19 protein-coding genes and 1 pseudogene are annotated in these 19,841 nt (G+C 69.7%); 10 read left to right on the top strand and 10 right to left on the bottom strand.

Translation table 11 applies throughout. The features are described from left to right. Nucleotides 1-4: 4 nt before the first annotated feature. Nucleotides 5-796 (bottom strand): precorrin-3B synthase, encoded by a 792-nt coding sequence (locus ACTDXD_RS24690; RefSeq protein ID WP_440124806.1) that lies wholly within the window; start codon nucleotides 794-796, stop codon nucleotides 5-7. A 139-nt stretch (nucleotides 797-935) separates the two neighbouring features. Between ACTDXD_RS24690 and ACTDXD_RS24685 the strand changes: the two genes are divergently transcribed. The 5 genes and pseudogenes from ACTDXD_RS24685 to ACTDXD_RS24665 all read left to right on the top strand — a co-directional run. Further along, on the top strand, nucleotides 936-2,084 hold the full coding sequence (locus ACTDXD_RS24685) for an acyl-CoA dehydrogenase family protein (protein WP_440124805.1): 1,149 nt from the start codon (nucleotides 936-938) through the stop codon (nucleotides 2,082-2,084). Continuing rightward, nucleotides 2,081-3,355 carry an acyl-CoA dehydrogenase family protein gene (locus tag ACTDXD_RS24680; RefSeq protein WP_440124804.1) on the top strand — a complete coding sequence of 425 codons (1,275 nt, stop codon included), beginning with the start codon at nucleotides 2,081-2,083 and terminating at the stop codon, nucleotides 3,353-3,355. The genes ACTDXD_RS24685 and ACTDXD_RS24680 overlap by 4 nt, the downstream gene beginning before the upstream one ends. A gap of 42 nt (nucleotides 3,356-3,397) precedes the next feature. Next, nucleotides 3,398-3,796, top strand: a complete 399-nt coding sequence (locus ACTDXD_RS24675; RefSeq protein WP_440124803.1) for a PPOX class F420-dependent oxidoreductase — start codon at nucleotides 3,398-3,400, stop codon at nucleotides 3,794-3,796. A 46-nt stretch (nucleotides 3,797-3,842) separates the two neighbouring features. Further along, on the top strand, nucleotides 3,843-4,376 hold the full coding sequence (locus tag ACTDXD_RS24670; RefSeq protein ID WP_440124801.1) for a glutathione peroxidase: 534 nt from the start codon (nucleotides 3,843-3,845) through the stop codon (nucleotides 4,374-4,376). A 392-nt stretch (nucleotides 4,377-4,768) separates the two neighbouring features. Further along, nucleotides 4,769-4,918 (top strand): annotated as a pseudogene (locus tag ACTDXD_RS24665) (DapH/DapD/GlmU-related protein); the annotation flags it as partial. 41 nt (nucleotides 4,919-4,959) lie between these two features. Here ACTDXD_RS24665 and ACTDXD_RS24660 read toward each other — a convergent pair. Genes ACTDXD_RS24660 through ACTDXD_RS24650 form a run of 3 tightly spaced genes read right to left on the bottom strand, consistent with a single transcriptional unit; the run spans nucleotide 4,960 to nucleotide 8,619 of the window. After that, on the bottom strand, nucleotides 4,960-6,324 hold the full coding sequence (locus ACTDXD_RS24660) for a metallopeptidase TldD-related protein (RefSeq protein ID WP_440124800.1): 1,365 nt from the start codon (nucleotides 6,322-6,324) through the stop codon (nucleotides 4,960-4,962). Then, the gene (locus ACTDXD_RS24655) at nucleotides 6,321-7,832 is read right to left on the bottom strand and encodes a TldD/PmbA family protein (RefSeq protein WP_440124799.1); all 1,512 of its coding nucleotides are present in this window, start codon (nucleotides 7,830-7,832) and stop codon (nucleotides 6,321-6,323) included. The genes ACTDXD_RS24660 and ACTDXD_RS24655 overlap by 4 nt, the downstream gene beginning before the upstream one ends. 22 nt (nucleotides 7,833-7,854) lie before the next feature. Next, nucleotides 7,855-8,619: a TSUP family transporter gene (locus tag ACTDXD_RS24650; protein WP_440124798.1), complete on the bottom strand. Its 765-nt coding sequence runs from the start codon at nucleotides 8,617-8,619 to the stop codon at nucleotides 7,855-7,857. A 108-nt stretch (nucleotides 8,620-8,727) separates the two neighbouring features. Between ACTDXD_RS24650 and ACTDXD_RS24645 the strand changes: the two genes are divergently transcribed. The 4 genes from ACTDXD_RS24645 to ACTDXD_RS24630 are packed head-to-tail and all read left to right on the top strand — an operon-like array spanning nucleotide 8,728 to nucleotide 13,406. Further along, nucleotides 8,728-9,273, top strand: coding sequence for an FxsA family protein (locus ACTDXD_RS24645; RefSeq protein WP_440124796.1), 546 nt, complete (start codon nucleotides 8,728-8,730; stop codon nucleotides 9,271-9,273). Between the two features lie 22 nt (nucleotides 9,274-9,295). Next, complete coding sequence (locus tag ACTDXD_RS24640) at nucleotides 9,296-10,915, top strand: amidohydrolase (protein WP_440124795.1); 1,620 nt, start codon at nucleotides 9,296-9,298, stop codon at nucleotides 10,913-10,915. 20 nt (nucleotides 10,916-10,935) lie between these two features. Then, nucleotides 10,936-12,597: an apolipoprotein N-acyltransferase gene (lnt, locus tag ACTDXD_RS24635; RefSeq protein WP_440127780.1), complete on the top strand. Its 1,662-nt coding sequence runs from the start codon at nucleotides 10,936-10,938 to the stop codon at nucleotides 12,595-12,597. After that, nucleotides 12,597-13,406 (top strand): polyprenol monophosphomannose synthase, encoded by an 810-nt coding sequence (locus ACTDXD_RS24630; protein ID WP_440124794.1) that lies wholly within the window; start codon nucleotides 12,597-12,599, stop codon nucleotides 13,404-13,406. The genes lnt and ACTDXD_RS24630 overlap by 1 nt, the downstream gene beginning before the upstream one ends. Before the next feature lie 47 nt (nucleotides 13,407-13,453). On the opposite strand, the gene ACTDXD_RS24625 is transcribed toward ACTDXD_RS24630, so the two are convergent. From ACTDXD_RS24625 to ACTDXD_RS24605, 5 genes are all read right to left on the bottom strand, one after another. After that, nucleotides 13,454-14,488 carry an AurF N-oxygenase family protein gene (locus ACTDXD_RS24625; protein WP_440124793.1) on the bottom strand — a complete coding sequence of 345 codons (1,035 nt, stop codon included), beginning with the start codon at nucleotides 14,486-14,488 and terminating at the stop codon, nucleotides 13,454-13,456. After that, nucleotides 14,485-15,426 (bottom strand): prephenate dehydrogenase/arogenate dehydrogenase family protein, encoded by a 942-nt coding sequence (locus ACTDXD_RS24620; protein ID WP_440124792.1) that lies wholly within the window; start codon nucleotides 15,424-15,426, stop codon nucleotides 14,485-14,487. The genes ACTDXD_RS24625 and ACTDXD_RS24620 overlap by 4 nt, the downstream gene beginning before the upstream one ends. Then, entirely contained in the window at nucleotides 15,423-17,540 is a 2,118-nt protein-coding gene (gene pabB, locus ACTDXD_RS24615) for an aminodeoxychorismate synthase component I (RefSeq protein WP_440124791.1), read from the bottom strand. Before pabB ends, ACTDXD_RS24620 begins: the two co-directional genes overlap by 4 nt. 145 nt (nucleotides 17,541-17,685) lie before the next feature. Then, nucleotides 17,686-18,072 carry a chorismate mutase gene (locus ACTDXD_RS24610; protein ID WP_440124790.1) on the bottom strand — a complete coding sequence of 129 codons (387 nt, stop codon included), beginning with the start codon at nucleotides 18,070-18,072 and terminating at the stop codon, nucleotides 17,686-17,688. Between the two features lie 273 nt (nucleotides 18,073-18,345). Continuing rightward, the gene (locus ACTDXD_RS24605; protein ID WP_440124789.1) at nucleotides 18,346-18,681 is read right to left on the bottom strand and encodes an RNA polymerase-binding protein RbpA; all 336 of its coding nucleotides are present in this window, start codon (nucleotides 18,679-18,681) and stop codon (nucleotides 18,346-18,348) included. A 182-nt stretch (nucleotides 18,682-18,863) separates the two neighbouring features. On the opposite strand from ACTDXD_RS24605, the gene ACTDXD_RS24600 reads away from it, so the two are divergent. Then, on the top strand, nucleotides 18,864-19,196 hold the full coding sequence (locus ACTDXD_RS24600; RefSeq protein ID WP_440124788.1) for a hypothetical protein: 333 nt from the start codon (nucleotides 18,864-18,866) through the stop codon (nucleotides 19,194-19,196). 25 nt (nucleotides 19,197-19,221) lie between these two features. Here ACTDXD_RS24600 and ACTDXD_RS24595 read toward each other — a convergent pair whose 3' ends face one another. After that, nucleotides 19,222-19,824, bottom strand: coding sequence for a hypothetical protein (locus ACTDXD_RS24595; protein ID WP_440124787.1), 603 nt, complete (start codon nucleotides 19,822-19,824; stop codon nucleotides 19,222-19,224). Between the last annotated feature and the right edge of the window lie 17 nt (nucleotides 19,825-19,841).

The following is a 19,841-nucleotide window of genomic DNA, read 5'->3' as shown; positions in this document are numbered from 1 at the left end:
GAGGTCAGTGCAGGCGCGGTGACTGGGCGTCGAAGATCAGGCCCATGGGGGCGAGGACTCGCACGACTTGTTCGGCGATGTGCTCGGGGAGGTCACACAGCAGAATCGAGCGCCAAGGGGTGATGACGAGGGGGCGGTCGACGGCGGCAAGGAATTCGGCGAGGCGGGCGGGGAGCAGACCTCCGGGTAGGCCGCCGGCGAGGGTGACGGTGCCGCTCGGCTGGTCGAGCCATCCGATCGGGGCGCTCGGAGGTGCGGGAAGGGCAACGGCGGGGGCGGTGTCCGCGGAGAAAGACGGGGTGTCGTCGAACAGGAGGTCGACGGCGGCGTCAGGGTCGGTTCGGCGGATCCCGGTGTCGGTGCCGGCGAGGACCAGTGTCCATTCGTCGCCGGAGAGGGCGAGCAGCGCGCGATCGGGGGTCAGCGCAACGATGTCGCCGGTGCCGTCGTCGAGCCCGAGGGTGCTGCCGGGGCGTGCGGTGGGGAGGTGGGGGAGCGCTGCGTCGGTGAGGGGACGGATATCGCATTTTCCGCCGATGCGGCCGCTGAGCGGGGAGGTGAACAGGTGGGGCAGTGCGGGATGGCCCACGGTGAGTCCGGCGCTGGTGACGGCGGCGGTCAGGGTTGCGGGGTCGCCGTGCAGGCGCAGGTGGGCGTGCGGGGTCAGGTACAGGACGCCGCCGGCGTGGGTGTGCGCGAGGTCGGCGAGGGCCTGCAACTGCGCGGCGGCCAGTCTTCCGGCGGGCAGATGCACGTCTACGGGTGCGGGGTCGTCGCTCGGGTTCGTCGCGGTCACATCGTCCAGTATCCGGGTGCGGGGAAGTCTCGTGAAACGCACGGAAGAGACTTTCCTTTACAGGATTGGATAACTATATTCTCATTATTGAGATCGAGGTGCTCCTTCGTGGGCCCCTACCTGAGACGAGAGGCACTGCATGCTGCTCGAACCCACGCCCGACCAGGACTTCTTCCGCGACACGACCGCCCGGTTCCTGCAGGAGCGGACCCCGGTCGCGGTCCTGCGGGGCCTGCGCGACGATGCCGCCGGATTCGATCCCGCCTTTTGGCGTGCCGGTGCCGAACTCGGCTGGACCAGCCTGCTCGTCGATGAAGCGCACGGCGGCGGCTCCCTCAGCGACTCGGGCCTGATCGACCTGTCGTTGATCGCATACGAGTTCGGCCGTCACGCCGCACCGGGCCCGCTGGTCCCGACCAATGTGGTGGCGGCTCTGCTGGGCAGGCACGGTCGCCACCCGGAGACCCTTGCCGGGCTGCTCGACGGCTCCGTCACCGCCGCGTGGTGTTCCGCCGAACCGCCTCCGCAGGCCCGTGCCGCGACCACCGCGCTGTCGATCACCGTCGACGGCGGCGAGGTGATCGTGCACGGCACCAAACGCCCCGTGGAGGCCGCGGGCACCGCCGAGATGCTGCTGGTGACCGGCCGCACCGGCGACGGTGTCAGCCACGTGCTCGTGCCCCGCGACACTCCCGGCGTGCGCGTCACGGCGATGCGCTCGGTGGATCTGACCCGCCGCTACGCGAAGGTCGAGTTCGACGAGGTGCGCCTTCCCGCCAGCGCACTGCTCGGCACTGCGGGGGACGGCGCCGCCGACGACGAGTACGCCCGCCACGTGGCGATCGTGCTGGGCTGCGCCGAAACCGTCGGTGCGCTGCAGACCGCGTTCGACACCACCGTGGCGTGGGCATTCGACCGATATTCGTTCGGCAGGGCCCTGGCTTCTTACCAGGCCATCAAGCATCGTTTCGCGGACATGAAGATGTGGCTCGAGGCGTGCCACGCGATCAGCGACAGCGCAGCCGCCGCCGTCGCCGCAGGCACCCCCGACGCGGCCCGTCTGTCGAGCGCGGCGAAAGCCTACATCGGCGACCACGCCGCCGATCTGATGCAGGAATGCGTGCAGTTCCACGGCGGAATCGGCCTGACCTTCGAACACGACCTGCACTTGTACACCCGGCGCGTCGCCGCGAACCGGTCCACCTACGGCACCCCCGCCGAGCATCGCCGGATGCTTGCCGATGCCGTCATCGCCACCGCTGCCACGTCGAAGGAGAGCGCACAGTGACCCAGACCGAGGTCGAGATCGAAACCCTCGACGAGTTCCGGGCGCGTGCTCGCACCTGGATCCGGGCGACTCTCGAGCCCGCCGATCCCGCCGCCCACATCGGGGTACTACGCAAGGAAACCTCCGACGAGGACGAACTCGCCGCGGTCGCCCACGACCGCGCGCTGCAACGGTCGTTGTACGACGCGGGGCTCGCCGGCGTCAGCATTCCCCGCGAGTACGGCGGGCAAGGGCTGACGCCCGCGCACCAGCGGGTCCTCAACGACGAACTCGCCGGGTTCGAGTATCCGGCGCGGCTGCAGGCTCCGACCTTCGTGCCGTGCGCGGCGGTGCTGCTCGACTTCGGCACCGAGGAACAGAAGAAGCGGCACATCCCGGCGATCCTGCGCGGGGAGGAACTGTGGATGCAGATGTTGTCGGAGCCCAGTGGCGGCTCCGATGTGGCCGGCGCGGTGACCACTGCGGTGCGCGACGGAGACGACTGGATCCTCAACGGCTCGAAGATCTGGACCACCGGCGCCTGGTGGTCCGACTGGGCGTTGTGCCTGGCCCGCACGAACTGGGATGCGCCCAAACATCGCGGGTTGACGGTGTTCATGGTGCCGCTGAAGGCCGAGGGCATCGAGGTACATCGCATCGAGATGCTCAGCGGATCGAAGGAGTTCTGTCAGGAGTTCATGACCGACGTCCGGATCCCGGACAGCGCGCGGATCGGTGAGGTCGATGCCGGCTGGACCGTCGGCACCCGCTGGATGTTCCACGAACGGCTGTTGTTGCGTTCCCCGTACGCGACGTTGCCTGCGGGCAACAGCCGCGGCGGCTCCCGCACGGAAGAACTTCTCGCGGTGGCCCGCGATGCCGGACGCCTCGACGACCCCCTCGCTCGGGATCTGATCGGCGAGGCCGACACCCTCGAACTGGTCAAGAATGCACTGCAGAACCGTATCGGGCAGGGCATGGCGACCGGCGCGATGACCGACCAGGCCGCGAGCATCGTCCGGTTGATGCACGGCGAGGTAGCGACCCGGCTCACCACGATCATCTACGAGATGACCGGCGCCGCGGGCGCCGCGTGGGATGAGGACGACGGCGCAGTCGTCGAATGCGGCACCGATTTCCTGATGCAACAGTCGTTCACGATAGCCGGTGGCACCACCGAGATGGCCCGCAACACCATCAGCGAACGGGTTCTCGGGATGCCGCGTGAGCGCAGCCACGACCCGAACCTCGCCTTCCGGGACGTGCCTCGCGGCGCGCCGACCGGAAGGTGAACCGCCGCGCGCACTTCGGGGCCTGTTCCGTAGGGTGGGCGCATGTCTGATGGGGAAGTCACCACACCGTCGTTCGCCGACCTCGCCGCCGCCCAGTACGTGCTGCTGAGCACGTTCCGCAAGAACGGCACGGCTGTCGCCACTGCCGTGTGGGCGGTCGCGGACGGAGACCGGTTGCTGGTATGGACCGCCACCGGGTCCCACAAAGTGGGACGCGTGCGTCGCGACTCGCGGATCACGCTTGCGGTGTGCGATGCGCGCGGACGTCCGCGTAGCGCTGCGGTGCCGGGCACCGCGGTATTGCTCGACGACGCCGGCACCGAACGCACCCGGTCCGCGATCATCGGCAAGTACAAGCTGTTCGGGTGGCTGACCGTCAAGGGCAGTCTGCTGCGGCGCGGCCGGTCCGGCACGATCGGGGTGGCGTGCACCCTCGACTGACACTGCATATCCGATATCCGACCGACCCCGATCTCCGAGGAGCACTATGAGCGTCCATGATTTCACCGTCACCACCGCCGACGGCGGCACCGAATCCCTCGGTGTGCACCGCGGAAAACACCTGTTGATCGTCAACGTCGCGAGCAAGTGCGGGCTGACCCCGCAGTACGAGGGCCTCGAGGCACTGCACCGCGCGAAGAAGGACGCAGGCCTGCAGGTCGTGGGGTTCCCGTGCAATCAGTTCGGTGGCCAGGAGCCGGGCACCGACCAGGAGATCCAGGATTTCTGCTCGGTCAACTACGACGTGACCTTCCCGGTCTACGGCAAGATCGACGTCAACGGCGAGGACGCCGCGCCGCTATACACGCATCTGCGTGCGCAGGCACCCGGCGACTTCGGCCCAGGCAACGGGTTCCTGTTCGAGCATGTGAGCAAGTCGCGCCCCGAGGCGATCGGCACCGACGAGGTGAAGTGGAATTTCACCAAGTTCCTCGTCGACCCCGACGGCGCGGTGGTCCGCCGCTTCGAGCCGACCGTCACTCCCGAGGAGATCGCGACGGAACTCGCCGACCTGCTCTAGGGATCGTCGCCCGGAGACGACACCCCCGGAAGAAGACACCTGTGGAAGGTGGTACCGCGGTGCACCACACCTATCTGTCCCAATCCGTGTTCGTCGCTGCCGCAGGGCTTCCTGTTGTTCCCGGGGCCCTGCGGCACCGGTTGCTGCGCGGGGCCGGTGCGCGTACGTCCGCGCCGAGCTTGATCCACCGCGGTGTGGTGGTGCAGGGGCTGGGCCGGTTGACACTCGGCTCCGGGGTCTTCGTCAATTACGGGTGCTTCTTCGACACGGTCGCCGACATCACCGTCGGCGACCGTGTCTTCCTCGCCGACCATGTTCGCGTGCTCACCAGCAGTCACCGCACCGGAGGACGGGAACAACGCGCCGGGCCGCTCACCGGCGAACCGGTGCACATCGGGGACGGTGCCTGGATCGGGTCCGGGGCGGTGATCCTGCCCGGTGTGACGATCGGGACCGGCGCCGTCATCGGCGCGAATTCCCTGGTCACCGCGGACTGCGCGCCGAACGCGCTGTACGTCGGCAGTCCCGCTCGGCATCGGCGCAACCTACCCTGATCGCCCATCGGACCACCGGACGGTGCTGCTCACTGTGCCGCGCTCACCGAGGACATGTGGAAATCGGGGATGCGCATCGGGGGCATCGCGGTGCGGGTGAACCAGTCGTTCCATTCCCGCGGCAACGTCCGTTCGGTCGCCCCGACTTCGACGGCGCGGCGCAGCAGGTCGAGCGGGGACTCATTGAATCGGAAGTTGTTCACCGCGCCGCGCACCTGTCCGTCCTCGATCAGGTACACCCCGTCGCGGGTCAGGCCGGTCAGCAGCAGCGCCGACGGGTCCACATCCCGCAAATACCACAAGGTGGTGAGCAGCAAGCCTCGTTCGGTGCCGGCGATCATCTCGTCGAGGGTGGCGCGCGAGCCGCCGGTGAGCAGCAGATTCTCTCCGGGCGCCGTCACCGGCACGGAGAATTCCGCCGCCGCCGCACGCGGGTAGGTCAATGCCGCCACGGTGCCGTCGCGGATCCAGTCGACGCGTTCGATTCCGAGACCGTTGTCGAACACCGACACCGTGTCGGTCGAGGCGGTGGCGGTGAGGAACGGTGGGCAGGCCAGCCCCGGCACCGCCGGATCCGAGGTCAACGTCACCGGCAACGCCGCCACGGTCTCGCCGAGGCGGGTGCCGCCGGGCCGCGACCAGACGGTGTGCCCCTCCTCGGCGCCGCGCCCGGCCATCGACCACATCAGGTAGATCATCAGATCCGCCACCGCCGAGGGCGGCAGCAGCGTCTCGTACCGGCCCGGCGGCAACGCCACCGTGGTCTCGGCCCACCCGAGGCGCCGGTCCAGTTCCGTGAGCAGCGCAGTGGTGTCGACGTCGGTGGTGCCTGCCCCGACCCAGGCGCCCGCGCCGGACAGCCCGCCGCGTTTCGCGGTGATTTCGAGTGACCCGTCCGTCTGCGTCCAGCGGCGTCGCAGCCCGGTGGAGGTGCCCAGCCAGGTGGTGTGCACCTGGTGATGTGCGAACCCGTACAGCGGATCGCGCCCGCCGCCACCGAAACCGGCGGCCAACGCGCCGATCACGTCACCGAACACGTCGATGCCGGTGCCCGCTGCCGCGTCCGCCCAGTTCCCGGGTTCCCCGTCGCCGGGCAGCAGCGGCATCGCGTCGGTGGCCTCGGCCGCGGTGTCTGCGGCCGCGACTGCGGCGGCCACTACCGCGGGGATCTCGTCGGCGGGCACACTCGGGGCGGTCACGATGCCGCAGCGTGGTCGCGGGCTTCGGCGGATCGCGATCACCGTCCAACTGCGGGCGTGCATCACCCCGTTGGTGGTCATCGAACTGCCCGCCCACCGCACATTCGCGTCTGCGCGGTCGGTGACCAGCACGATCGTCTCGTCGGCGCGGGACGCGGCCAGCGCGGCGTCGACGAGCCGGGGTGCGTCGATCATCGACTGCCCTCCTGCCGGGTGTTGAGCACGTTGATCTGCCGCAGCAGTACCGACGGGCAACCATGACCGACCGCGGCGACCTGCCCGGGTTGCGCTTTACCACAGTTCATCGCCCCGCCGAGCTGCCATGTCGAGCGTCCCCCGACGGCTTCGAGCGCACCCCAGAAGTCGGTGGTGCTCGACTGATACGCCGCATCCCGCACTTGCCCGGCGAGGCGGCCGCCGCGGATCCGATAGAACCGTTGCCCGGTGAACTGGAAGTTGTAGCGCTGCATGTCGATCGACCAACTTCGATCACCGACCACGTACAACCCGTCCTCGACCCCGCCGATCAGATCGGCCGTGGACCGATCCACCTGCGGATCCGGTTGCAGCGACACATTCGCCATCCGCTGCAACGGCACATGATGCGCCGAGTCGGCGTAGGCGCAGCCGTTCGAGCGCCCCACACCGGCCTTGGCGGCGAACGCCCGGTCCAGCTGATAGCCCACGAGCCGCCCGTCGCACACCAGATCCCACGACTGGGCGGCCACGCCGTCGTCGTCGAATCCGACGGTGGCCAGTCCGTGCGGCTCGGTGCGATCCGCTCGCACGTGCATCGCGGCACTGCCGTAACGCAGCGTCCCGAGCCGGTCCGGGGTCGCGAAGGAAGTCCCCGCATAGGCGGCCTCGTAACCGATCGCGCGGTCGTATTCGGTGGCATGCCCGACCGACTCGTGAATGGTCAACCACAGATTCGTCGGGTCGATCACCAGGTCCGTGGGGCCCGCCGTCACCGTCGGCGCGTGCGCCTTCTCGACCAGCAGTTCGGGCAGCGCCGCGAGCTCACCGGACCAGTCCCACCCCGCATCCGAACAGACGTACTCCCAGCCCCGCCCGGTCGGTGCCGCCAGGGTGCGCATCGATTCGAACGTCCCGGCCCGGCGGTCCACCGTCGTCGCCTCCAGCTGCGGATGCACCCGCACTCGCTGCTGGGTGATCGACGAACCCGCCAGATCCGCGTAGAAACCCTGTTCCTTGACCAGATCGCACCTCGCCGCCACGTGATGCACCCCGTCCGCGTCGAGCAACCGGCGCGAATAGTCGGTCAACACCGCGACCTTCTCGTCGGTGGACACCGTGAACGGGTCCACCCGGTAGTCCGAGCACCACGTCGCCCCGCGGTACACCGGCTCGGGTGCCCACTCGACGGGGTCCCGGTTGATCGGGCGCAGCGCCTGCGCCACCGCCACCGCGCGCGTCGCCGCATACGCGGCGCCGTCGGGATCCGGATCCGGATGCGACGCGAAACCCCAGGTTCCGTCGAGCAACACCCGCACCGCCACCCCGAGATCCGAGGCGTCCACCACGGACTGGACCGCGCCGTCACGCACCATCAACGACTCGGTGCGCACCCGATGCACCCGCACATCGGCGTGTTGCGCCCCCGCCGCACGTGCCACCGACAGTGCCGCATCGGCGATACGCGGCAACGGCAGCGCCAGAAAATCCGGATCGACGACGTTCACCTGCAGCAGCGTATCGGCCCGCTCACCCGAACTGTTGAATTCCGAGCCGGATCACCATCACGGTCACCACCACCAGCAGCACCACCCGCACGAACCCGGCGCCGCGCCGCAGCGCGGTGCGCGATCCCAGCACCGACCCGGCGACATTGCATACCGCCATCGCCAACCCGAGCGTCCACCACACGTGCCCGCCGAGCGCGAACAACACCAGCGCCCCGAGATTCGACCCGAAGTTGAGGACCTTCGCCATCGCGGCCGAAGTCACGAACTCACTGCCGAGCATCGCGGCGAACACGATGATGAAGAAGGTGCCCGTGCCGGGACCGAGGATGCCGTCGTAGAACCCGATGACCGCGGCCGCCCCTACGATCACCACCACCATGCGCGGCACGCTGGGCCGGTGGGCCGGGGCGGTTCCGAGCGTCGGACGCGCCGTGACGAACACCGCCACCGACACCAGCACCACCATCACCACGGGAATGAACACATCCGGGTCGATCAGCGAGACCGCCGCCGCACCCGCCGCCGCACACACCGCCGCGACGAGCGCCGCGGGCGCCAGGATCTTCCACTGCAGCCGGATGCGCCGCGCGAAGGTGAGCACCGCCGCGCCGGTGCCGAAGATCGCGGTGAGTTTGTTCGTCGCCAACGCCGCCTGCGGGGTGAGCTGCGGTGCCACGAGGAACAGGGCAGGCAGCAGGATCAGCCCGCCGCCGCCGACCACGGCGTCGACCCACCCGGCGGCCGTGGCCGCCACCAGCAGTACGCCCCAGTCCGCGGCACTCATCCCGCCATTCGATCACGTCGGGAGAAAAATCGCGTACTCGTTCGTTGAGGGGATAACGGCCGCTCATCCCCTGCAGCAGACGAAGCGGCCGGCACCGGAAGGACCGCCATGTACCTGTTGTTGTTCCTCGCCTACGTGGTCGCGGAGATCGCTGTGCTCGCCTGGCTCGGCAGCGCGCTCGGCGCGCTGTCCACCGTGCTGTTGTTCCTGGGTGTGAGCGTGCTCGGCTACGCGGTGCTCGCCTCCCGCGGCCGCCGTGCGCTGCGTGATCTGACGTCGCTGCGCGGTGGCACGACACCGAACCTCGATGTGACACCGGAACGGATGCTCACCGACGGTGCGCTCATCGGTGTCGGTGCCGCCCTCGTGCTGGTGCCCGGGCTGGTCACCAGTGTGCTCGGGATCGTGTTGTTGCTGCCGACCCGCGCGGTGCTGCGCCCGCTGGTGCGCATCGCCGCGGCGCGGCAGGTCGCGCGGCACGGCGCCACCGTGCGGGGGGCCCGCATGGTGGTGGTGGACGGGCAGGTCGTCGAACACACGGTCGTCGGTGCCGATCCGCGGCTGACCGCACCTGCTGCGTCCGACTCGGTGATCGCCGGCGACGGTGTGCTCGAGGGCGAGATCGTCGACACCCCGCCCCGCCGACACCCGTGACGAGGGGGCAGACTGGACTCTCGTGAGTTCAGCACCGCGCACCCGGCTTCTCGTCGGCGGCCGCATCTACAGTTCCTCCGCCCCGGACGCGACCGCGATGGCGGTCACGGACGGACACGTCGTGTGGGTCGGTCAGGACCGTCCTGGGAGGGCATTGCATCCGGATGCGGAGATCGTCGATCTCGACGGGTTGTTCGTCGCACCCGGATTCGTCGACACCCACATGCATGTCACCGCTCAGGGGTTGACGGTCACCGACCGCAACCCGCTCGCGGTGGACCTGGCCGACCTCGGCAGTTGCGCCGAGTTGTTGCGGCGGGTCGCGGAGTTCGCCGCGACCCACGACGACGCCGTGATCTGGGGGCAGGGCTGGGACGAGACCACCTGGCCCGACGGCGCACCGACCACCGCGGCGCTCGATGCCGCCGCGCCGGGCCGCGCGGTGTACTTGGCGCGGGTCGACGCGCATTCGGCGGTGGCGTCGACGGCGTTGCGGCGGGCTGTGCAGGCCACCGGGCTCGACGGCTATCACCCCGAGCGGCCGTTGACCGCCGCCGCGCATCACGCGGTGCGCGCGGCCGCGCACGCGGCGCTCACCCCGCAGCAACGCGCCGCGGCGCGCGCCGCGGCCCTCGACGACGCGGCCGCGCACGGGATCGTCGCGGTGCACGAGTGCGGTGGCCCCGACATCTTCGGTGTCGACGACTTCACCGAACTGCTCGCCCTCGACCATCCGGTGCAGGTGCGCGGCTACTGGGGGCAGGCCGTCACCACCGAGGGCCAGGCACGTGCGGTGCTCGCGGACACCGGAGCGCACGCCCTCGGCGGCGACCTGTTCGTCGATGGTGCGTTCGGGTCGCGGACCGCGTGGGTGTCGGAGCCGTATCTCGATGCGCCCGGCTGTTGCGGCCGCACCTACCTCGATGTCGAGGCCATCGCCGCGCATCTGCGGGCCTGTACCGTCGCCGGGGTCCAGGCCGGATTCCACGTGATCGGTGACGCGGCGACGGCAGCGGTGATCGCGGCGATCGAGCAGGTCGCCGCGGATCTCGGTGGGCCCGCCGTTGCGTCGTGCGGGCATCGTCTCGAACATGTCGAGTCGGTGACCGCCGCGCAGGCGCAGGTGCTTGCGCGGTACGGGATCCTCGCGAGCATGCAGCCGGGATTCGATGCGGCGTGGGGTGGGCCGTCGGGAATGTATGCGCAGCGACTCGGTGCCGAACGGGCGGCCGTGCTCAACGATTTCGCGGCGATCGCCGCGACCGGCACGTCGCTGGCGTTCGGGTCGGATGCGCCGGTGACCGCGCCGCGCCCGTGGGCGATGCTGCGCGCGGCAGTGCACCATCGCACCGAGGGCAGCGGTATTTCGCCGCGGGCCGCGTTCGCTGCGGCGACGCGCGGGGCGTGGCGGGCCGGTGGGGTGCGTGACGGTCTGGCGGGCACGTTGGAGCCGGGTGCGCCTGCGTCGTATGCGCTGTGGGAGGCGGGGGAACTGGTGATCAGTGCCCCCAAGGACGGGGTGCAGCGGTGGTCGACGGATCCGCGGTCGCGGGTTGCGCCGCTGCCGGATCTGAGTCCGGGCACCGCCGATCCGGTGCTGGTGCGCAGTGTGCATCGTGGCCGTGTGGTGTACGAGCGGTGAGTGCCGAGCCACAGGATGTGATGCAGCGCAATAGGTTTCGGGCGGGAGCGGGTGCGTCGCTGACCCGGCGGCTGGTGCCGGTGGTGGCACGGTCGGTGGCTGCGGTCGGTGCCGGCGTACTGCTGTTCGCGAGTTTCCCGCCGCGCCCGTTGTGGTTTCTGGCGCCGCTGGGCATCGCGGTCCTGGTTGCGGTGGTGACGGCCCGGCCGATGCGGCGGAGGGCGGGGTTCGGGTACGGCTATCTTGCGGGCCTGGGATTCCTGGTGCCGTTGCTGCCGTGGATCGGGGTGTATGTCGGGCCGTTGCCGTGGTTGGCGTTGGCCGCGGTCGAAGCGTTGTTCATCGGCCTGTTCGGGGCGTTGGCGGTGCATGTGCGGTCCTTGCCTGCGGCACCGGTGTGGATCGCGGCGGCGTGGTCGCTGACCGAGTATGCGCGGTCGTCGGTGCCGTTCGGTGGGTTTCCGTGGGGCCGGTTGGCGTTCGGGCAGCCCGACGGGTTCTTGGTGTGGCTTGCCGTGGTGGGGGGCGCGCCGTTGGTGTCGTTCGCGGTGGCGTTGATCGGCAGTGGCGCGGCCGTGCTCGTGCTCGGGGTGTGGCAGTGTCGGCGTCGCGGCAGGCCGGGTGGTGGTGGTCTGTGGGCGGCAGTCGCGTGGACGGCGCTGGCGCCGCTGGCAGCAGCGGCGGCATGGCCGTTGATCGTCACCCCGGATACCGTTGATTCGGACGGGCGGGAGGTGACGGTCGCGGCGATCCAGGGCAGTGTGCCGCGCCTGGGTCTCGACTTCAACGCGCAACGCAAGGCGGTCCTGGACAACCACGTCGCCCGCACCCTCGAACTCGCCGAGCAGGTGCGTGCCGGTCGGGTCGAGGCTCCGGACGTGGTGATCTGGCCGGAGAATGCGTCCGATATCGATCCGTTGCGCAACGCCGATGCTGCAGCGGACATCACCGCGGCGTCCGCGGCGATCGGTGCCCCGATCCTCGTCGGCGCGGTGCTCGTCAACGGCGACGGCACCACCACCAATTCGGTGATCGTGTGGGACGCGCAGTCCGGCCCGGGGGAGCGGCACGACAAGCGGATCATCCAGCCGTTCGGCGAGTATCTGCCCTATCGGTCGTTCTTCCGGTTGTTCTCCGAATACGCCGACCGGGCCGGGTTCTTCGTGCCGGGAGACGGGGACGGCACGGTCTCGGCCGCGGGTATCACGATCGGGGTGGCCACGTGCTACGAGGTGGCGTTCGATCGGGCGTTTCGTGATTCGGTCGATGCCGGCGCGCAGGTGCTGGCGGTGCCGACGAACAATGCCACCTTCGGCGACACCGAGATGACATATCAGCAGCTGGCGATGTCGCGGGTGCGGGCCGTCGAGCACGGTCGCACCGTGGTGGTCGCCGCGACGAGCGGCGTCAGCGCGGTCGTCGACCCTGACGGTCGGGTGCAGCAACGCACTGCGTTGTTCGAGCCGGCCGCGTTGGTCGCGCACGTGCCTCTGCGGCAAGACGCTACGCTGGCTAGTCGGTTCGGACCCGTCCCGGAGCTCGCGCTCTGTGTCGGGGCCGTGGTCGCTGCCGGCCTCGCACTCGTGCGTGATCGTCGGCGGCGGGATATGCCGGGGTCACAGCCCGACTCCGACACAGCATCAACCCCGGCCGACGGCCGGTTCGACAGGGAGGACCACTGATGGCAGCGGCGACGCCGGCCGGGGACACGAGCGCACCGAGCGCGCGCACCCTGGTGATCATTCCGACGTACAACGAACGCGAGAACATCGGACGGATCGTCGCGCGGCTGCACGCTGCGCTGCCGCACACCCACGTGTTGATCGTCGACGACGGCAGCCCCGATGGCACCGGCGCGTTCGCCGACGAACTCGCGGCTGCCGATCGTGGTCCCGACGGCTCGGGTGGGCGTATCGAGGTGATGCATCGCACCGAGAAGAACGGTCTCGGTGCCGCCTACATCGCCGGTTTCCGGTGGGGCCTGGACCGCGGCTACACCGTGCTCGTGGAAATGGACGCCGACGGCAGTCATGCCCCCGAGCAGCTGCATCTGCTGCTCGAGCGGATCGATGCCGGCGCCGATCTGGTTCTCGGTTCGCGGTATGTGCCGGGCGGCACCGTGGTGAACTGGCCGTGGCATCGGGAGGTGCTCTCGCGCGGCGGGAACATCTATTCGCGTGTGGCGCTCGGGGTGGGCGTCCAGGACATCACCGGTGGTTATCGCGCGTACCGGCGGCATGTGCTCGAAGCGCTCGATCTCGACGCGATCGCCTCGCACGGCTACTGCTTCCAGGTGGATCTGGCCTGGCGGACTCTGCAGGCCGGATTCACGGTCGGTGAGGTGCCGATCACGTTCACCGAGCGGGAGATCGGGGAATCGAAGATGAGCGGCAACATCGTGCAGGAAGCGTTGCTCAAGGTCACGTTGTGGGGGCTCGAGTCGCGGCTGTCGAAGGGGCGGGCGCTGCTCGCGCGGGTGACCGGCCGCTGACCCACAACGCCCTTCGGGTCACGCATCCGGTGCGCGCCGGGTGTGTCTCAGGCCGGATCGAAGGGGCCGCGCGCGACGAGGTCGGCTTCGACCCCGAGATGCCCGCACAACCGGCGGATGGCGGTGCAGTCCTGCACCACCGGCCGCCCGGCGGTCGCAGCGGCGGCATCGGCGAGCATCGCCTGCCCGCCGGGGATCTGCTCGTGCGCCACGATTGCGGCCCAGGTGCTCATGTCGTTGCCGGTGAACGCCTCGATGCCGGCGGCGAGCGCATCGAGTAGGAGTTCACGTTCGGTGGCGTCGAGTTCGTCGAAGATCATCATGAGCAGTTCCCCGGCCAGGGAGCTGTGACACAACTCGTCGCGGCGATGCACGGACACCGTGCTGCGGTTGACCTGCTGCACCGTCTCGTCGCCGATGAACAAGCCCAGATAGGCGCTGATCGAGGTTTCGGCGACGGTGGTGAACGCCAATCGGATCAAGGCCGCATGCCGAGGGTCGAGGGCGTGGGCGATGGCCGCGTCGTGGGCACGGACGGTACGGCAGGGAGGCAGCACCGCGTCGGGCATCGCCCAGCCGCGGCGCCGGCGGGTCAAGGCGTTGGCGTTCTGATGCATCAGTGTGTGGTATTGCTCGTCGACCATCGCCTGGAGCACCCCGACGGTGACCGTGTCGTGCGGGCCGACGCCGAACACGTCCGAGGTGATCAATCCGAATCCGGGATTGACGACGTGCTGTTCGATGTCGATGACGTTCTTGTTGTATGCGATCCAGGCCCAGGACTCGATGCGGGCGCGGTGTTGCTGGTCGAGCGCGAGATAGCGGGGGTGGGTGTGGAACGGGATCATCGTTTCGGGAAAGTCGTGCAGGGCCGGCTCGAACATCGCGTCGAGGTCGGGTTCGGCCTTCTTGACCGCGGCGCGGCGCGGCCACGAGTGGGACAGGCCACGGATCACGGCGCTCTCGACGGGATCGGTCGGGTCGTGGGTGGGCAGTTCCGGAGGGCGGAGCCGGGCGCGCACGGGTTCGGCGGTGGCGGCGTCGGCGTGGGCGAGGGGGACGCCGAAATCGGGATCGATCATCGCGGACCCCCGTTCTCGAGGTCGGATCCGGGTGCTGCGGACGGCAGCGTCGTCAGCAGCTGCCCGCATATCGCACGATACCGGTCGAGCCCGGGTCCGAGGGCGGTACCGGCCCGGGTCATCGCCGCGGCGAATGTGTCGATCCGCTCGGGGTCGGCGGCGGCGTCGAGTTCGTCGAGGGCACCACGCAGGGCGCGGCGGGCCTGCGCCGCGTAGGGGTTGGCCGCCTGGATGTCGTGGTACACCGCGGGGACGCCCGAGGCGACTCGCGCGAGGAGTGCGCGCAGCAGCAGATGCGGGGGCGGGGCGGTGCTCTCGGTGGCCGCCGGCGGATCGAGGGCCTCGAGGGCCAACCCGAATGCGAGGGCGGTCGCGTGGGTCAGGGCTTGGGTGGTGGCGGTGATCCGGTCGTGTTCGTCGGCATCGACCGCGACGACGCGCACCCGTTCGCGGCGCAACACCGCAAGAAATGCTTGCACGGGTGGTCCGGGTCGGTAGACGACGGCGGCGACGGGCCGCCCCGCCATCCCGAGAGACGGAGCGAACATGGGGTTGATGCCCAGGGCCGCACGGTCGGGCAGTCCGTTGTGCACGGCGTCGGCCATGACGGTTTTCACCGACAGGGTGTCGACGAGCAGGGCATCGGGGCGCAGCACGGCCGCGAGGGCGGGAAGCGCGGCGAGAGCAACCGGTTCCGGGACGGCGAGGACGACGGTGGCGGCTGCCCGCAGCGCGGATGCGGCGGCAGGAGTCGGTGCCGTGATGTCGGCACAGAGCGCCTGACGATCCGAATCAGTGTGCGCAGCAGCGGGTTCGGTTGCCTGTGCGTCGAGGACGTGGACGGTGTGGCCGGCGCGGCGCAACGCCGCGACGAGCATCGCACCGACGGCCCCGCAACCTCCGGCGACGACGATGGGCCCGGTGAGTGTCGCCGTCACCGGCGGGTTCCGTCTGCCGGCGACGCCACGTCGACGGGGCCGGTTCCGCCGACGCGAGCGGCTCCACCCGTCCCCCCCGCGCCGGGGTCGGCGAGGCAGCGGCGCATCGCGACGGCCTTGACCAGGGTTTCTTCGAGTTCGTCGTCGGGGTCGGAGAGCGCGACGATCGCGCCGCCGATACCGAAGCTGACCTGATGGTCGGTGGCGACCATCGTGCGGATGACGATGGACAGATCCACCGTGCCGGTCAGGGACAGATATCCGAGTGCCCCGGAGTAGACGCCGCGTGGCCCGTCCTCGAGTTTGTCGATGATCTCCATCGTGCGCAGTTTCGGTGCGCCGGTCATCGAGCCGCCCGGGAATGCGGCCCGCACACAGTCCACCGCCGTCCTGTCGGGACGTAGGGTTCCTCGGACGGTGGACACCAATTGGTGTACTGCGGAATAGGTTTCGACGTCGAAGAGGTCGGGGACGTGCACTGATCCTGGGATGCACACCCGGGAAAGATCGTTGCGTACCAGATCGACGATCATCAAGTTCTCGGAGCGGTCCTTCTCGCAGGTGCGCAGATGCTCGCGTAGGAGGTCGTCCTGCGCGGCGGTGGTGCCGCGCGGCCGGGTGCCCTTGATCGGCTTGGACTCGACGACGCGGTCCGGCCCGATCCGCAGGAACCGTTCCGGGGAGGCGCTGAGCACCGCCAGTCCCGGAAAGCGCAGCAACGCACTGTACGGGGTGGGGCTGATGCTGCGCAGGACCCGGTAGGTGCGGAGCGGATCGATGTGCCGGTCGACGGTCGCGGTGTTGGTCAGGCACACCTCGTACGTTTCGCCGCTGCGGATCTCGGCGAGGCACTGGCCGATCAGGTCGAGGTACCGCCGCGGGTCGTGCCGCACCCGGATCTTCTCGTCGCGATCGGCGCGCACCAGCAGCGGCGGCGGGGCGGGCGGCACCGAGTCGGACAGGGTGGCGAGTACCGCGGCGGTCTCGTCGAACCACGCCTCGGTGGCGGTCTCGCCCACCTGCTCGCTGAGCGCGAGCAGGTGGCAGCGCCCGGCCTCGTGGTCGAGGACGACGGCCCGGTCGGCGAACACCATCGCGGCGTCGGCGACGGGGGAGGTGTGCACGAGTTGACCGCCGGCGTCGGCTTTGAGTTCGTAGCCGAGATATCCCACGTAGCCGAGTCCGAACGCGCAGGGCAGGTCGTTGCGGGGCTCGACGCGCCGGTCGGTGAGGCGCCGGTCGAGATGGTCGAAGAACGTGCGGTGATACGAGGCACTGCTGCCGTCCGAACGGTGTTCGCGCACCAGGGTTTCCGCGACGCTGTAGGTGACGAACTCGGCGCGGGGCCCGGAGGCGTCGCCCATGACCGTGAATCGGGACTCCGGTTCGAGTGCGTCACTGCCGTCGAGGAGGAAACTGTGCGGGCCCGCGGCGAACAACGCCTCGTAGACCGCCTGCGGTGCGGGGTGGCAGTCGAGGGTTCGGCTCTCGAGCACGAATCGTGCGGCGGCCGGTGCCGGGGCGGGGGCGGCGGCCCCGTTGCGGGTGGTGCGTGCACGGGTCGTGGTGACGGCACGGAAGTTGTCGAGCAGTTCGAATCCGTAGTCGGTGCCGATCGATTCGGGGTGGAACTGCACGCCGAACAGAGGCCGGTGGCGATGCGCGACGGCCATGAGCAATCCGTCGCCGGTGCGGGCGAGGACCTCGAACTCGCCGGGGACGTCCTCGACGATCAGCGAGTGGTAGCGCACGGCGGTGAAGGGGGACGGGATCCCGGCGAACAGCCCGGTCCCGTTGTGCAGGATGTCGCTCGTGCGACCGTGCACCGGCTCGGGGGCGCGGACCACGGTGCTGCCGAACAGGTGGCACAACCCCTGATGGCCGAGACATACCCCGAGCACGGGGACGTGCAGTTCGGTCAGCGCGCGGGCGCTGATCCCGAAATCGCGTTCGCGGTCCGGGCGGCCGGGGCCGGGGGAGATGACGACGTTGTCGAAGTCGAGGGTGAGGACGTCGTCCCAGGGGGTGTCGTTGGTGACCACGAGCGGGGCGGCGCCGTTGACGCGGGTCAGCAGGCTGTAGAGGTTGTAGGTGAACGAGTCGTAGTTGTCCACGAGCAGTGTGCGGACCGGCGGTGCGGGCGGGTCGGGCTGCGACCTACGGTGCGATGACGACCCAGGGTGCGATGACGACCCAGGGTGCGATGACGACCCAGCGTGGGTCGATCTGGGGTCGGACGGGGACGCAGCCATGACCCGCTCAGCTCCGGCGCTCGGCGGACGCGGTGACGCTCGGATCGCCCCCGGTGGAGGGAGCGCCGTCGGCGACGATGAGGTCCTCGACCCGGCACGCCTCCCCGATCAGCAGGTCGTAGAGTTCGCGCACGAACTCGGCGGACAGCCCGTGACGTTCGGCATAGTCGCGGGCGCGGCGCTGCACGAGCTGCATGCGGCCGGGTTGCAGCACCGCGATGTCGTGCCGTTGTTTCAGTTCGGCGACGCGCGTGCACAGCGCCAGCCGGTCCCGGACGTCGTCGAGCAGTGCCCGGTCGACGCGATCGAGTTCGATGCGCAACGCTTCGAGCGCGGTCTCGGGATCGGTGACGGAGCGGATTTCGCTGCCGGTGACGGTGTTGTTGTCGTTCACGTGTATTCACCCCCCGGGTGCTGCCCGACCGATCATCGTCGGATGATCGGTGCGTGGTGTGAAGGTGGTGCCGCCGAGTGTTCTCGTCCGGCGGGTTCGCCCATAATTGCACGCCGATCCGCACGGCTGCCCGTCATTTGATCTTTTTGTGGCGTGTCTGCGACCTGACGCCGGGCGGGTCCTGGAGAAAAGGAAATGCCGTTGCGGGAAACAATTCCCGCAACGGCATCGCCGGTTGCGCGGGCCCGGGGTGATGACCACCCGTCGGGTCGGTCAGCCGCGCCTCTTGCTCTTGATCAGGTCGAGACGCTCTTTGAGCAGTTCCTCGAGGTCCTCGACCGAGCGACGCTCGAGCAGCATGTCCCAGTGGGTGCGCGGCGGCTTGGTCTTCTTCGGCTCGGGTGCCGCACCCTCGATGAGGGTGCCTTCGAGGCCGTTCTTGCACATCCAGGTACCGGGGATTTCGGCTTCGTCGGCGAACGGCACCTCGAACTCTTCGCCGTTGTCGCAGCGATAGCGTGCCATCCGACGCGGCGCGAGATCGTGGTCACGGTCGGTTTCGTAACTCACCGCCCCGAGTCGGCTGCCTCGCAGTACACGATCTGCCATGGTGGTGTCCTCTCTCGTATTGCTCCGCCCGGTGGGTCCCGGCACCGACGCGGCGTGTGCCGGACGGTACCCACGTCCACACCATGTCAACGTCGGCGGGGCCGAATCCGTTCCCGAACCGGGGACACGGCCGGTCAGCCAGTTTACCGGCACCGGTTCTGCGCTCGGTAACGTGTCGCCCTATGTCCGGACGCGAGCGCAGACCATCGAGCTGTCTGTGGTGTGGGCGACCGGTGCCCGAGATCGGGACGGGTCGCCGCCGTCACTATTGCCGCCGGTCATGCCGGCAACGCGCCTACGAGCAGCGAGTCACCGCGGCGAGCTCGGGTCTGGCAGCCGATGCCGTAGTGCTCTCGGCGGCCGAGGCCGAGGCCCTGACCGATCGGGCGTTCGAGGTGCGGTGTGCCGCCGAGGACGTGGCTACCGCCGTCGACGAAGGTGCCGATCAGGGGGAACTACGTCGGTTGTGCGCCGAACTGGTGGAGTTGGCGCGGGCGGCCGAGCGGCTGCGCTGAGCATCCGGCTGCCCGCGCGGTGCGCTCACACGAAGAATCCGCCCATGGTGTAGATGACCTGGCAGAACGCGCCGTTGACGTACCGGACCGACCCGAACAGTGCAGCCATGACGGGGCCGGGCCCCGGCGCGATGGTGGTGGACAGTTGCGGGACCCCACCGATCCGGTCGTCGAGCGTGGCGACACCGGCCCGGAAGTTCTCCATGTTCATCCACACGAACTTCAGGTCGGCGGCGGCGGGCGGCACGGGGATGGTCGGCTGCACGAACACCTTCATCTCCCCGAATCCGATGTCCGGATCGGCGTGCGGGCCCGGGTGTGCCCAACCGGAGGTCATCGCGAAGGGGGTGAATCCGCCCCCGCAGCCCGGCCCGACCGACGGCGCGGGCGACATGAACGGCTGCGGAATGTTGCGCGGCGGAGGTTCGAGGATCGTCGGGGTGCGGGCGGCGTCGACCAGCCGGTCGAGAGCGCCGACAACGTCCGGCGAGCCCGCGAGCTCGGCGCGCAACTGGTCGACGGGCATTCCGGCGAGCGCCGGATCGGCGGCCGCGTGTGCGGGGGCCGTGACGGCTATCGCTGCGGCGAACAGGACACCGAGTGAGCGGGCGAACCGGCGACGCGACATCGGATGCTCCTTCGTGG

Source organism: Rhodococcus sp. SJ-3, assembly GCF_051918125.1.
In the GTDB taxonomy this organism is placed as follows: domain Bacteria; phylum Actinomycetota; class Actinomycetes; order Mycobacteriales; family Mycobacteriaceae; genus Rhodococcus.
This window is presented reverse-complemented; position numbering and strand designations above follow the sequence as displayed.

Bases quoted from the DNA above. Each gene is read 5' to 3' on its own strand.
- ACTDXD_RS24675 (WP_440124803.1), top strand. From the start codon at position 3,398: ATGTCTGATGGGGAAGTCACCACACCGTCGTTCGCCGACCTCGCCGCC.
- ACTDXD_RS24630 (WP_440124794.1), top strand. From the start codon at position 12,597: ATGGCAGCGGCGACGCCGGCCGGGGACACGAGCGCACCGAGCGCGCGC.
- ACTDXD_RS24605 (WP_440124789.1), bottom strand. From the start codon at position 18,681: ATGGCAGATCGTGTACTGCGAGGCAGCCGACTCGGGGCGGTGAGTTAC.
- ACTDXD_RS24650 (WP_440124798.1), bottom strand. From the start codon at position 8,619: ATGAGTGCCGCGGACTGGGGCGTACTGCTGGTGGCGGCCACGGCCGCC.
- ACTDXD_RS24660 (WP_440124800.1), bottom strand. From the start codon at position 6,324: ATGATCGACGCACCCCGGCTCGTCGACGCCGCGCTGGCCGCGTCCCGC.
- ACTDXD_RS24595 (WP_440124787.1), bottom strand. From the start codon at position 19,824: ATGTCGCGTCGCCGGTTCGCCCGCTCACTCGGTGTCCTGTTCGCCGCA.
- ACTDXD_RS24685 (WP_440124805.1), top strand. From the start codon at position 936: ATGCTGCTCGAACCCACGCCCGACCAGGACTTCTTCCGCGACACGACC.
- ACTDXD_RS24670 (WP_440124801.1), top strand. From the start codon at position 3,843: ATGAGCGTCCATGATTTCACCGTCACCACCGCCGACGGCGGCACCGAA.
- ACTDXD_RS24645 (WP_440124796.1), top strand. From the start codon at position 8,728: ATGTACCTGTTGTTGTTCCTCGCCTACGTGGTCGCGGAGATCGCTGTG.
- ACTDXD_RS24625 (WP_440124793.1), bottom strand. From the start codon at position 14,488: ATGATCGATCCCGATTTCGGCGTCCCCCTCGCCCACGCCGACGCCGCC.
- lnt (WP_440127780.1), top strand. From the start codon at position 10,936: ATGCAGCGCAATAGGTTTCGGGCGGGAGCGGGTGCGTCGCTGACCCGG.
- ACTDXD_RS24600 (WP_440124788.1), top strand. From the start codon at position 18,864: ATGTCCGGACGCGAGCGCAGACCATCGAGCTGTCTGTGGTGTGGGCGA.